The organism is Haloarcula sp. H-hyl2 (assembly GCF_056934385.1).
Genome location: NZ_JBRIIJ010000002.1, coordinates 1,431,932 through 1,444,727, shown reverse-complemented (window position 1 = coordinate 1,444,727; position 12,796 = coordinate 1,431,932). Strand labels below are relative to the sequence as shown.

Here is a 12,796-nt window from a genome sequence, read left to right as displayed (position 1 = left end):
CACTACGTTTTCACCGACGGCGAGCGAACAGCCGTGCATGGACACCGAAGCGATGTTCGGGGCCGAGACGCCGCTGGTCGGGATGGTGCATCTGCCGGCGTTGCCCGGCGCACCTGGCTACGATGGCTCACGCGAACAGATCCGCGAGCACGCGCTCGCCGATGCCCGAGCGCTCGAACGCGGCGGGGCCGACGCCCTCGTCGTCGAGAACTACGGCGATACGCCGTTCTACGCCGACGACGTGCCGGCCCACGTCGTCGCCGAGATGACAGCGATCACGCAGTCGATCGGTAAGACCGTCGACATCCCCGTCGGCGTCAACGTCCTCCGGAACGACGCCACGGCGGCACTGTCGGTGGCCACGGCGGCCGGTGGCCGCTTCGTCCGGGTCAACGTCCACACCGGCGTCCGCGTGACCGACCAGGGTATCGTGGAGGGACGGGCCGCCGAGACGATACGCCTGCGTGAGAAACTGGACGCCGATATCGCCGTCCTCGCGGACGTAGCGGTCAAACACTCGGCACCGCTTGGCGACCGGCCGCTGGTCCAGCAGGTCGCGGACGCCGTCGAACGCGGCCACGCCGACGGTCTCGTCGTCTCCGGACCGGGGACTGGCGAGCAGACCGACGAATCGACGCTGGCCGCCGTCGCCGACGCCCGCGACGAGGTCGATCCGTCGGTTCCTGTCTTCGTGGGCAGCGGCGTCACGGCCGAGACAGCGTCGGATCTGTTGACCGTCGCCGACGGCGCCATCGTCGGGACGGCGCTCAAGGTCGACGGGGTGACGACCAACCCGGTCGCGGCCGAGCGCGTCGAGCAGATAGTCGCTGCCCTCTCCTGACGGCACCGGTCACTGGTACTGACACATCAACGAAGCTATCTTTATCAGCGTGTGAGCCTATTGTCACCATGCACCATGAAGAAACTGATCAACGACCCGGACGACGTGGTCGACGAGATGCTCGACGGGATGGTCGCCGCGTACCCGGAACAGGTACGCAGACTCCCCGACACGCAGGTACTGGTACGGGCGGACGCGCCGGTCGACGGCAAGGTCGGCATCGTCAGCGGCGGCGGCAGCGGTCACGAACCGACACACGCGGGCTACCTCGGCGAAGGGATGCTGGACGGCGCGGCCGCCGGCGAGGTGTTCACCTCCCCGACCGCCGACGAACTGGAGGAGATGGTCGCCGCCTGTGACAGTGGCGAGGGCGTCCTGATGGTCATCAAGAACTACGAGGGCGACGTGATGAACTTCGAGACCGCCGGCGAGATGGTCGAGATGGAGGGCACCGAGGTCGCCCAGGTCGTCGTTGACGACGACGTAGCCGTCGAGGACTCGCTGTACACCTCCGGCCGGCGGGGGGTCTGTGGGACCATCCTCGTCCACAAGGTGGCCGGCGCGGCCGCCCACCGCGGCGACGACCTGGGTGAGGTCCAGCGGGTCGCCCAGAAGGTGATCGACAACGTCGGGACGATGGGGACGGCCCTGACCTCCTGTGTCACCCCCGAGAAGGGCGAGCCAACCTTCGACCTGGGCGAGGACGAGATCGAACTCGGCATCGGCATCCACGGCGAACCCGGCGTCGAGCGGACCGGGATGATGAGCGCCGACGAGATCACCGCGGAACTGACGACGGCCGTCCTGGAGGACCTCGACTTAGACGAGGGCCAGGAGGTCGTCACCATCGTCAACGGGATGGGCGGGACCCCCCTCTCGGAGCTGTTCATCGTCAACCGCAAGGTCCAGGAACTGATGGACGAGCACGGCCTGGAGACGTGGGACGCGATGGTCGGGGACTACATGACCTCCCTGGACATGATGGGCTGTTCGGTGACCGTCTGTGCCGTCGACGACGAACTGAAGGAACTGCTCGCCCACCCCGCCGACACGCCGGCGCTGAAGCGCTGATCAGGGGTCGAGCGTCGGGCGCTCGATGCGGCCCTCGATCTGGGGGTCGATGCCGACCGCGCGGGCGTACTCGACGATCGCGTCCCGTGCGACGCCACATTTCTCGATCACGTCGTCGGGCCCGAACACGCCGACGACGTGGTCCGTCTCGACGAGGTAGTCCGCGACGGCGAGCGTGTAGGTCCCGTCGGGGTCGACAGGGTCGCCATCGACCGTCGCCGAGCGCAGTTCCCCAGTCCCGTCGTCGAAGACGATCCGGGCACCGCTGAGGTGGCTACAGAACCGGTCGGGGTACTCCTCGCTGTGGGCGCCGACCGGGACCGCCGCCAGCGCGGCCAGCAACCGCTCGCCGGAGAGTTCCAGTAGCGCCAGGTCGTCGCCGTAGGGAGCGAGGCCGACCAGATCCGCGACCGTGACGTCGCCGGCGAGCGGGTCGCCCGACCGGAGCGCGCCCGTCGGGCTGATGGCGACGTCCGCGTCGGCGCGCCACCGGAGCGCGTCGGTGACGAAGTTGCCCGCACGGCTCTCGGCAGTCGTCACCGACTCCTCGGAGAGGTCGATGGGATCCGTGACCGTCGCGACCACCTCGTCGAGGCCCGTCGTCGCCAGTCGGTCCCGAAGCGTCGCCGCCAGCGCCTCGTCGCGGTGATCCTCGCCGACCTCGTGGACAGTGACGTCGGCGTCACTGCCCAGTCGGACCTCCGAAAAGTACCGCGCGGCGCGGCCCGGCCGGACGACGAAGGTGTCGGCGACCGTCTCGACGTGGACGTCGTGGACGTGCCCACCCAGGACGGCGTCGACGTCGGTCTCGCGGGCGATGCGGCTATCGCCCTCGCCACAGTGGGAGGCGACGACGACGAAGTCGACGCCCTGCTCACGCAGCGTGGCCGCCGACTCGCGGACCGCCGGAACCGGGTCGGCGAAGTCGACACTCGCCGCTGCAGGGTTGATCGTGTCGGTCTCGGGGTGGGCGACGCCGACGACGCCGACGCGGTACTGGTCGGTCTCGACGACCGTGTGCGGGATCGTCTCCGCGGCGGCGAACCGGTCGTCGTCGACGTGGGCGTTCGCACAGAGCCAGGTCTGTGGCGCGGCGTCGGCGAGTTCGCGGGCCCGCTCGGCGCCGAAGTCGAAGTCGTGGTTCCCGAAGGTGTCGACGTGGGGGTCGACCGCCCGGAAGAAGTCCAGTGCGACCCCGCCCTCGGTCGCCAGCGGGAGCGCTCCCGGCGCGGTGTTGTCGCCGGTACCGACGACGACGGTGTCGCCATCGCGACGGGTAGCGATGGCGCCCGCCAGGCGGGCACACCGCTCGGGGTCGTCAAGTGCCGTCTCGACGTCGGAGTAGTGGAGCAGTCGGAGGGACACTGGCGCTAGGTCCGCCAGCGGCGGCATCAATCCGTCGGAACTGTTTACTCGCTGAACGGCCATGGTACCACATGGCAGACGAAGCGACACAGCGGGCGGCCGTCCGCGACGCAATCGAGAACGTCGCGGCCCGTATCGAGAACGAACGGACCGTACTCACCGACCTCGACTCGGCTATCGGGGACGCCGACCACGGCGGGAACATGGCCCGGGGGTGGCGCGCGGCCGCCGACGCGGTCGCCGACCTGGAGGACGCCGACCCGGCGACGATGGTCAAGACCGCCGGCAAGACGCTGCTCTCGGAGGTTGGCGGCGCCTCGGGGCCGCTGTACGGCGGGTCGCTGGTGTTCGCCAGCGCGGAACTCGACGACGGCATCACCCCCGAGACGGCCGTGGCCTTCGCCGAGACCTACCTGGAGAAGGTCCAGGACCGCGGCGACGCCTCGGTCGGCGACAAGACGATGGTCGACGCGCTCGTCCCGGCGGTCCACACCTTCAAGAAGTCCATCGAGGTCGACGACCTCCCGCCGGCGGAAGCGCTGGCGAAGGCCGTCGACGCGGCCGAACGCGGGGTCGCCTTCACCGTCCCGATCCGTGCCTCGAAGGGTCGGGCGTCGTACCTGGGCTGGCGTTCTGTCGGCCACCAGGACCCCGGCGCGACGAGCACACTGTTCATCATGGAGGAACTGCTCGCCGTCGCCCGGAACGAACTGGAAGCCGATATCGACGCGCTCGACGCTACCTCGCCGACGGTTCCCGACGAGGAGCCCGCGGAGGACTGATGGTCGGACTCGTCGTCGTCTCCCACAGTCGGACCGCGGCCGAGGGTATCGTCGAGGTCGCCACCGAGATGGGCGGTGACACCGTCATCGAACCGACCGGCGGCGACGGCAAGGGTGGCCTTGGAACCGTCTCGGACGACATCGAAGACGCGCTGGCCGCCGCCGACGACGGGGACGGTGTCGTCGTCCTCGTGGATCTGGGCAGTGCCGTCATGAACGCCGAGGTCGCCATCGAACTGAGCGACGTGGACGCGGTCATCGCCGACGCACCCGTCCTGGAGGGGGCGGTCAACGCCGCCGTCGCCGCGACCAGCCCCTCGGCGACCACGAAGTCGGTCCGCGAGCAGGCCGAGGCCGCCCGCGACATCGACAAACTGTGAGCTAGTCCAGCAGTTCCGCTACCTCGTCGCGGGTCTCACACGCCAGCGCCGCCGCGGCGAGTTCGGCAGCAGCCTCGCTGTCGATCTCCTGGACCGCCCGCTTGACCGCCGGCACCGTCACGGCGCTCATGCTCAGTTCGTCCAGTCCAAGTCCCACGAGCAGTTCGCTCAGCGAGGGGTCGCCGGCCATCTCGCCGCACATCCCGACCCAGGCGTCGTTCGCATGCGCAGCCGTCGTCGTCCGGTCGATGGCCCGCAGGACCGGCGGGTGAAGCGGGTCGTGAAGGTCGGCGACCGCGTCGTTCTCGCGGTCGGCGGCCATCACGTACTGCGTGAGGTCGTTGGTCCCGAGACTCAGGAAGTCGAGCCGGTCGGCCAGTGCGTCGGCGACGTAGGTGGCCGCCGGCGTCTCGACCATCGCGCCCAGTTGCGGACGTTCGAAGGTAACGCCTTCAGCGTCCAGTGCCGCGGCGACCGCGTCGATCCGCTCGCGTGCGGCCGCGACCTCCTCGACACGGGCCACCATCGGGAGCATCAGCGCCAGGTCGCCGCCGTCCTCGGTCGCCGCGGCCCGGAGCATCGCACGCAGGTGCGTCTCGAAGAGGTCCGCGTGGGGCCCCAGCGAGAGCCGGATGCCGCGCTGGCCGAGGAAGGGGTTCGACTCCGAGGGGAGGTCGAGATACGGGACCTGCTTGTCACCGCCGATGTCCGGCGTCCGGACGACGACCCGGTCCTCGGGAAAGGCCCGCAGTGCGTCCGTGATCGCCTCGTACTGCTCGTCCTCCGTCGGCGGTTCCTCCCGGTCCAGGAAGAGGAACTCTGTCCGGAAGAGACCGATTCCGTCGGCGCCACGGTCGCTCGCGGGGGCCAGTTCGGCACCGCTGCCGACGTTGGCGGCCACCTCGACTGCCCGACCGTCCGTCGTCGAGACGCGCTCGGGGATCGGTTCGACGTCGATTCCGCTGTCGGACTCCCGGCGGTCCGGGCCGGGATCGACGACGACCTCGCCGCGCTCGCCGTCGACGAGCACCTCGGTCCCGTCGGTGACGACGCCCAGTCCCTCGCCGACGCCGACGACGGCCGGGATGGCCAGCGAGCGGGCGATGATCGCCGCGTGGGAGGTGCGACCGCCGGCGACCGTCGCGATACCCGCGACCGCGTCGGGATCGAGTGCGACCGTATCGCCGGGCGTGAGCCGGTCCGCCAGGAGGACAGTTCCCTCGGGAAGGGTCGCCAGATCGACCGTCTCGGCGCCCAACAGCGCCCCGAGGAGTCGGTCACGGACCTCCCGGAGGTCGTCCGCGCGCTCGGCCATCCGGCCGTCCATCCTCTCGAACTGCTCGATGGCGTCGCCGAAGGCGTCCGCGACGGCGTGTTCGGCGAGCGTCCCCGATCGGATGGCGTCCTCGATCCCGTCGACCAGTTGCGGATCGTCGAGGAACTGTTCGTGGGCGTCGAAGACCTCGGCTTCCTCCTCGCCGATCCGGTCGGCAGTTCGGTCGCGAGCCTGCCGGATGGCCGTCCGCGCGTCGTCCCGCGCCTGGTCGAACCGCGCTTGCTGGGCCTCGGCGTCGACCGTCTCGGGGTCCGGCCGGTCCGGGAGATCCAGCGCGGCGGGACGGTACCAGCGCGCCGTCCCGACGCCGACCAGCGGCGTGCTGCCGAGCCCCGAGAGCGTGTCGGTCACGACTCCCCACCGTCCTCGACGGGCGTCGTCAGCACCGCCTCCAATGCGTCGAGTGCTGCGGCAGCGTCGGGGCCCTCCGCGACGACCCGGACCGACTCGCCGTGTTTGACGTTGAGGCCGGTGACCGCGAGCATGCTGTGGGCGTCGACCAGGTCGTCGTCGCCGTCCGCGGCGTGTCCGACTCGGAGGTCGGCGTCGAACTCGTTGGCCCGCTGGACGAACTTCGAGGCCGGCCGGGCGTGCAGTCCGGCCTCGGGGACGATCTCGATAGTGCGTTCCATACTGACACGTAGCGCCGAGCGGCTATTACCGTATCCCCGCCCCCACCGTTTTGTACGGCCCTCCCGACTGGGCTGCTGTGAGTCGTCCGCTCGGTTACCTATCGCTGCTCCTCGCCCTGAGTTGTGCCGCCGGCATCGCTGCCGTCCAGCGCGTCGGCATCGAGGGGACGGTCGACGGTGTCGCCATCTCGTTCGTCCTCGTGAAGTTCCTCTCGCTGCTCGCGGTCGGATTCGCGACCTACGGCTGTTATCGACTCGTCCTGACGGCGTTCGACCGGGCCACCCCCGACAAGCGCCGGCGCCACGACGCCAAGAACGTCTTCCGCCTGGGCTTTGGGCTGGCCGGCGTCGCGGCCGCACTTGGGGTGGTCACCGAGCAGTGGCTCGGCCTCCTCTTTTCGCTCGGTGTCGTCGGGTTCGCTGTCACGTTCGCGCTCCAGCAACCGCTGTTCTCGCTGATCGGCTGGCTCTACATCATGGTCAAGCGGCCCTATCAGGTCGGCGACCGCGTCGCCATCGAGTCCTCGAAGGGTGACGTGGTCGCGGTCTCGTTCCTGGTGACGACCCTCTGGGAGATCAACGGTGAACTCGTCTCCTCGAACCAGCCGTCCGGACGCATCATCACGCTGCCCAACAGCGTCGTCCTCTCCTCGCACGTCAAGAACTACACCCGCGAGGAGTTCCCCTTCGTCTGGAACGAACTCACCATCCAGGTGGCCTACGAGACCGATCTGGACTACGCGACCGAGACGATGCGCCAGGCGGCCGACGATTTCCTCGGCGACGAGATGGCCGCGCGCATCCAGCGCTACCGGGAACGCCTGGCCGAGACGCCCGTGGAACTGGAGGTCCGGGACCGCCCGACGGTCAACGTCGTCCAGGAGCAATCCTGGGTGGAACTTCGGCTTCGGTACCTCGTCCACCCGAAGCGCGGCCAGCGGGTCCGGAACGAACTCTACGACCGCATCCTCGCGGCGTTCAACGACGAGCCAGAGCGGGTGCAGTTCCCGGTCGGTCGGAACCGTTGATCGTCACCGCCCGCGAGGATTTAACCGCCGTCCACGTGGAGTGGACGACATGAGCGAGGACCCGCTCCCGGACGTGACCGAACAGTTCGCCCGCACACTGTCGCCAGATCCGGACGAGATCATCGCCGAGATGGACGAGAAGGCCGACCGCGAGGGGTTCCCGACGGTCGGTCCCGCCGTCGGTGGCTGGCTCCGCATGCTCGCGCGCATGGTCGACGCAGAACGTGTCTTCGAGTTCGGCTCGGGCTACGGCTACTCGGCGTACTGGATGGCCCCGGCACTCCCCGCCGACGGACAGATCGTCCTCACGGAGATCGACGCCGACGAACTCGACGAGGCCCGCGAGTTCCTCGACCGCGGCGGCTACGCCGACCGCGCGGCGTTCGAACACGGCGACGCCATCGAGACCGTCGACGCCTACGAGGGACCCTTCGACGTGGTCCTGATCGACAACGAGAAACACCGCTACGCCGAGGCGTTCGAGGCCGTCCGGGAGAAGGTCCCCGTCGGCGGCGTCGTCGCCGCGGACAACGCCATCGAGGCCGGCCCACTCGATTTCGCCGACGTGCGCGCGCTGCTGGCCGGTGAGGACGTCGACGCCAACGAGATGAGTCACGGCATCGCCGACTACCTCGAACGGGTCCGTGACGATCCAGCGTTCGAGACCGGACTCCTGCCACTGGGTGAGGGGGTCGCCGTCAGTGTTCGGACCGGCTGAGGCAGACTGTCATTCTCGACTGCGAAAATCGGGGTGCATAGCTTATGTGGGAGCGCCAGCAAGTGGGTGCCAGTAGCTGTCCCAGTCATGAGTCTGATGATAGATATCCGGAAGCTCGGGTTGTTCAACAAGATGGCAAAAGAGGGTGGGAACACGGTGGCGAACCACCTGAGCCAGATGACGGGGATGCAGACGGAGATGGAGATCACGAAGATCAACTTCATCGACGTCCCCGACATCAAGACACACGTCGGCGACGAGAAGCAGATCGGTATCAGCATCGAGATGATCGAACAACCCCACGGACACATCCTCTTCCTGTTCAACGCCCAGAGTGCCAAGGAACTGGCCCACGGGATGATCGGCGACATGGGCGAGACCGACCCGAACGCCAACGGCTTCACCGACATGGAACGGTCGGCCATCCAGGAGATCGGCAACATCATGACTTCGGGGTTCATCGACGGCTGGGCGAACGTCCTGGATACGACCATCGACATCTCGACGCCGAACTTTACCTTCGGACCCGGCAGCGGCATGATCGACCAACTGGTCGGGGACCGAGACAACGAGATGGCACTGATGTTCGACTCCCGTGTCCACGCCCTGGAGTCCGACATCAACGTGAAGGTCTACACCTTCCCACGACTCGAAGAATTGGTCGACCTGATGCAACAGATCGAAGTGTAAACCGCCTCGGGGTCAAGCCCCGGGGCATTCGCCTCGACCGCCTGTAAATCGGTGGGACCTTCCCGATCCATCACTATTTTTTGGTGAGGTTTCTTGTACCGCCCGCCCGTGGGTTGGGCTATGCCAGGCGGGACCGATCAGACCTTGCAGCCGTTCCTGTGGCGTGCCGAGACACTGTATCCGGACACGGAGGTCGTCTCACGTACCCACGAGGGTATCGTCCGCTCGGACTACAGCGAGTACACCGACAGGGTCGCACAGCTAGCGAACGCCCTAGACGAAGTGGGGTACGGTGATGGGGAACGGATCGGTACCTTCTGCTGGGACCACCACCGCCACTTCGAGACGTACTTCGGGGTTCCGGGCATGGGCGCACAGTTACACACGATCAATCCGCTGTTGCCCGACAAGCACATCCAGTACATCGTCGAGAACGCACAGGACCGGACAATCTTCGTCGACCAGTCGTTCCTGCCGAAACTGGAGGGGGCGGTCGCCGACGACCCCGACCCGTTCTCGTCGGTCGAGCGGTACGTGGTGATGGGCGATGTGGTCCCGGAGACGGACCTGGACGCGGTCCCCTACGAGTCGTTCATCGACGGACAGCCGACGAGCTACGACTGGCCGACGCTGGAGGCAGAACGGCCAGCGGGGCTCTGTTACACCTCGGGCACCACGGGCAAACCCAAAGGCGTCGAGTACACCCAGCAGATGCTGTGGGCGCACACGATGGCGCTCCAGACTCCACAGGGTGTGCCGCTCGCAGACGACGACGTCATGCTGCCCGTCGTCCCGATGTTCCACGTCAACGCGTGGGGCCTCCCGTTCTCGGCGACAGCGGGCGGCGCGAAACACGTCTATCCGGGCCCCCAGCCCGAACCGGCCGACCTGGCAGACCTCATCGAATCCGAGGGCGTCACGGTCACTGCGGGCGTCCCCACGGTGTGGCTCGGCCTGATGGAGTACGTCAAGAACAACGACGTCGACCTCTCCTCGTTGGACCGTCTCGTCGTCGGCGGGAGCGCCGCTCCCGAGGCGATGATTCGCTTCTTCGACGACCACGGCGTCGAGTTGCTCCACGCCTGGGGGATGACCGAGACCGCGCCGGTGGGTACGGCCGCGCACCTGAAATCGGACCTCGAAGACGCCGACTACGAGACGAAACTGGAAAAACGAGCCAAGCAGGGGCTCATCGTCCCCGGCCTGGAGTTCCGCGTCGTCGACGACCACGGCAACGATGTCCCACACGACGGCGAGTCCTTCGGCGAACTCTACATCCGTGGCCCCTGGGTCACGACCGAGTACTTCGCCCGCCCGGAGGCGACCGACGCCGAGTTCGCGGACGGCTATCTCAAGACCGGCGACGTCGTCACGGTCGACGAGGACGGCTACATCAAGATCGTCGACCGCGCGAAAGACGTCATCAAGAGCGGCGGCGAGTGGATCTCCTCGGTCGAACTGGAGAACTATCTCATGGCTCACGACGACGTCGCCGAGGCCGCCGTCATCGGCGTCCCCCACGAACGCTGGCAGGAGCGACCCCTCGCGCTGGTGGTTCCGACCGAGGACCCGGATACCGACGCGCTGCAGGAGACACTCCAGGCGTTCGTCCGCGAGGAGTATCCGAAGTGGTGGGTCCCGGACAACGTCGTCGTCATCGGCGAGGTCCCCAAGACCGCGACGGGAAAGTTCAACAAGCAGGCGCTGCGTGAGGAGTACAGCGACGAATCGCTGGTCGAAGGACGCGTTCCGGAGGACGCCGCACCCGAATAGAGCAGGTTCGTTCGAAGGCAACGATTCGCCGGCGGGGAGAGAAAACAACTCCTGCGGTGTTTCTCGAAGTTCCACGAGGTATATGATGACACCGTTCATGTATGGGCCTATGGAGCTACTGTCCGACTATCCGGTCCCGGAACACGCCCGCGAGGTCAAAGAGGAGGCCCGCGAGTTCGCGGAGGAACACATCGCGCCCAACGCCGCCGAGTACTACGAATCAGGTGAGTATCCCCACGACATTCTAGAGGCGGGGATGGACGCCGGCCTGGTCGCACAGGATCTCGGCGAGGAGCTGGGCGGTCGCGGGCTGGACCTCCAGCAGGTCCTGGCTATCGCCGAGGAGTTCTACAAGGCCGACGCCGGCATCGCGCTGACACTCCAGCTGGCGAGTTTCGGCGCCGAGATCGTCGAAGAGCACGGCGCCGACTGGCAACACGAGGAGTTCCTGGAGCCGGTGGCCCAGAACGACCAGATCACCGGGCTGGCGGTCTCCGAACCCGAGACCGGGAGCGACCTGGCCGGGATGTCGACCAGCGCCGAGAAGGACGGCGACGAGTGGGTCATCAACGGCGAGAAGTACTGGATCGGCAACGGCGTCGAGGCCGACTGGGTGACGCTGTACGCCAAGACCGGCGACGACCCGAACAACCGGTACGGGAACTACTCGATGTTCATCGTCCCGACCGACGCCCCCGGCTACCACGCCGAGCACATCCCCGAGAAGATGGGCTTCCGTGCCTCGAAACAGGCCCACATCGTCCTCGACGACTGTCGCATCCCCGAGGAGAACCTCGTCGGCGTCGAGGGTGCCGGCTTCTACATGCTCGCGGACTTCTTCAACCACGGTCGCGTCATCGTCGGCGGGCACGGGATCGGTCTCGCCGCCGCGGCCATCGAGGAGGCCTGGGACTTCGTCCACGACCGCGAGGCGTTCGGCCGTACTGTCGACGAGTTCCAGGCGGTCCAGCACAAACTCGCCGACATGCACCTGGACTTCCAGACCGCTCGCTCGCTCACGTGGGACGCCGCAGCGCGCGTCGCCAACGACGAGAACGCCGGCTACTGGGCGGCCCTGGCGAAGACCTCCGCCACCGAGGCGGCGATGGACTGCGCCGAACGCGGGATGCAACTCCACGGCGGCCGCTCGGTGCTGACCGAGAACCGCATCTCCCGCGTCTACCGTGACGTCCGCATCCCCGTCATCTACGAGGGTGCCAACGACATCCAGCGCAACCTCATCTACCGCCAGGCGCCCCAGTAGCCGGCCAGCGAACCGGGTCCTCGCCACACGCGTTCTCCCGAATTTCGCTGTTCCAGAGCGGTTCGCGTGCTACCCTACCTGTTTGGGCCACTCCTTATTATGTCGAATCACGTACAACTGGTATGAGCGAGATCACAGTCACCTTCCTCGACCGCGGCCGGGTACAGGCGGATCGGAACTTCGTCGTCGACGGCACCAGCGTCGCCACCGCCTCGAACCGCGATCCCGACCACGAGTACGAGACCTACGTCGTCTGGAACCTCGTCGTCGAGACTCCCGAGATGACCATCCTCTGGGACACCGGCTCCCACCCCGAAGCCGGCGACGGCTACTGGCCCGAACCGCTGTACGAGGCGTTCGCCCACGTCGACGCCGACGAGCACCACCTCGGCGACGACCTCGGTACCGCCGGCTACGACCTGTCCGACATCGACGCCGTCGTGATGAGTCACCTCCACCTGGACCACGCCGGCGGCCTCGCGGAGTTCGCGGGCACCGACGTCCCCATCTACGTCCACCGCGAGGAACTCCCCTTCGCGTACTTCAGCGCGAAGACCGACGAGGGCTCGATCGCCTACCTTGCCAGCGACTTCGACCACGACCTGAACTGGCAGATCGTCCACGGCGACAGCTACCACCTCACCGACGGCGTCGAACTGCTCCACCTCCCCGGCCACACCCCGGGGCTCATGGGTGCGCTGATCGACCGTCCCGGGACGCCGCTGCTGGTCGTCGGCGACGAGGCCTACGTCGAGGCCAACTACGCCGGCCAGTCGATGGCGACCAGCCTCCTCTGGAGCAACGCCGCCTGGAAGGAGAGCCTGGAACGCTGCCGGAACATCCAGCGCGAGACCGGCGCCGAGGTACTGCTCGGGCACGATCTGTCGGTGTTCGAGTCGCTGTCCTGAACGGTCCG

Annotated in this window: 13 protein-coding genes; 10 read left to right on the top strand and 3 right to left on the bottom strand. The window is 67.6% G+C overall.

The window, feature by feature from the left end; genetic code table 11:
* The first annotated feature begins 37 nt into the window (after window positions 1-37).
* The gene (locus Hhyl2_RS17290) at window positions 38-841 is read left to right on the top strand and encodes a BtpA/SgcQ family protein (RefSeq protein WP_483552005.1); all 804 of its coding nucleotides are present in this window, start codon (window positions 38-40) and stop codon (window positions 839-841) included.
* A gap of 75 nt (window positions 842-916) precedes the next feature.
* The gene (gene dhaK, locus Hhyl2_RS17285) at window positions 917-1,912 is read left to right on the top strand and encodes a dihydroxyacetone kinase subunit DhaK (RefSeq protein WP_483552004.1); all 996 of its coding nucleotides are present in this window, start codon (window positions 917-919) and stop codon (window positions 1,910-1,912) included.
* On the opposite strand, the gene Hhyl2_RS17280 is transcribed toward dhaK, so the two are convergent.
* Window positions 1,913-3,277, bottom strand: a complete 1,365-nt coding sequence (locus Hhyl2_RS17280) for a bifunctional metallophosphatase/5'-nucleotidase (RefSeq protein ID WP_483552003.1) — start codon at window positions 3,275-3,277, stop codon at window positions 1,913-1,915. It lies immediately after the preceding gene.
* 71 nt (window positions 3,278-3,348) lie between these two features.
* Between Hhyl2_RS17280 and dhaL the strand changes: the two genes are divergently transcribed.
* Together dhaL and dhaM are read left to right on the top strand one after the other, a co-directional pair.
* A complete protein-coding gene (gene dhaL / locus Hhyl2_RS17275; protein ID WP_483552002.1) occupies window positions 3,349-4,059 on the top strand; it encodes a dihydroxyacetone kinase subunit DhaL in 711 nt (236 codons plus the stop codon).
* Entirely contained in the window at window positions 4,059-4,439 is a 381-nt protein-coding gene (gene dhaM / locus Hhyl2_RS17270) for a dihydroxyacetone kinase phosphoryl donor subunit DhaM (RefSeq protein ID WP_483552001.1), read from the top strand. Before dhaL ends, dhaM begins: the two co-directional genes overlap by 1 nt.
* Window position 4,440: 1 nt before the next feature.
* Here dhaM and ptsP read toward each other — a convergent pair whose 3' ends face one another.
* Window positions 4,441-6,126, bottom strand: a complete 1,686-nt coding sequence (gene ptsP, locus Hhyl2_RS17265; RefSeq protein WP_483552000.1) for a phosphoenolpyruvate--protein phosphotransferase — start codon at window positions 6,124-6,126, stop codon at window positions 4,441-4,443.
* Window positions 6,123-6,407, bottom strand: a complete 285-nt coding sequence (gene ptsH1 / locus Hhyl2_RS17260) for a phosphocarrier protein HPr (RefSeq protein WP_483551999.1) — start codon at window positions 6,405-6,407, stop codon at window positions 6,123-6,125. Before ptsH1 ends, ptsP begins: the two co-directional genes overlap by 4 nt.
* Before the next feature lie 77 nt (window positions 6,408-6,484).
* Here ptsH1 and Hhyl2_RS17255 point away from each other — a divergent pair, with 77 nt between their 5' ends.
* From Hhyl2_RS17255 to Hhyl2_RS17230, 6 genes are all read left to right on the top strand, one after another.
* Window positions 6,485-7,435: a mechanosensitive ion channel family protein gene (locus Hhyl2_RS17255; RefSeq protein WP_483551998.1), complete on the top strand. Its 951-nt coding sequence runs from the start codon at window positions 6,485-6,487 to the stop codon at window positions 7,433-7,435.
* Window positions 7,436-7,484: 49 nt separating this feature from the next.
* On the top strand, window positions 7,485-8,153 hold the full coding sequence (locus Hhyl2_RS17250) for an O-methyltransferase (protein ID WP_483551997.1): 669 nt from the start codon (window positions 7,485-7,487) through the stop codon (window positions 8,151-8,153).
* A gap of 87 nt (window positions 8,154-8,240) precedes the next feature.
* Window positions 8,241-8,843 (top strand): chemotaxis protein CheC, encoded by a 603-nt coding sequence (locus Hhyl2_RS17245; protein WP_483551996.1) that lies wholly within the window; start codon window positions 8,241-8,243, stop codon window positions 8,841-8,843.
* A gap of 120 nt (window positions 8,844-8,963) precedes the next feature.
* Window positions 8,964-10,616, top strand: a complete 1,653-nt coding sequence (locus Hhyl2_RS17240) for a long-chain fatty acid--CoA ligase (protein WP_483551995.1) — start codon at window positions 8,964-8,966, stop codon at window positions 10,614-10,616.
* A 109-nt stretch (window positions 10,617-10,725) separates the two neighbouring features.
* Window positions 10,726-11,880 (top strand): acyl-CoA dehydrogenase family protein, encoded by a 1,155-nt coding sequence (locus tag Hhyl2_RS17235; RefSeq protein ID WP_483551994.1) that lies wholly within the window; start codon window positions 10,726-10,728, stop codon window positions 11,878-11,880.
* A gap of 122 nt (window positions 11,881-12,002) precedes the next feature.
* Window positions 12,003-12,788 carry an N-acyl homoserine lactonase family protein gene (locus Hhyl2_RS17230; RefSeq protein WP_483551993.1) on the top strand — a complete coding sequence of 262 codons (786 nt, stop codon included), beginning with the start codon at window positions 12,003-12,005 and terminating at the stop codon, window positions 12,786-12,788.
* Window positions 12,789-12,796 lie beyond the last annotated feature (8 nt).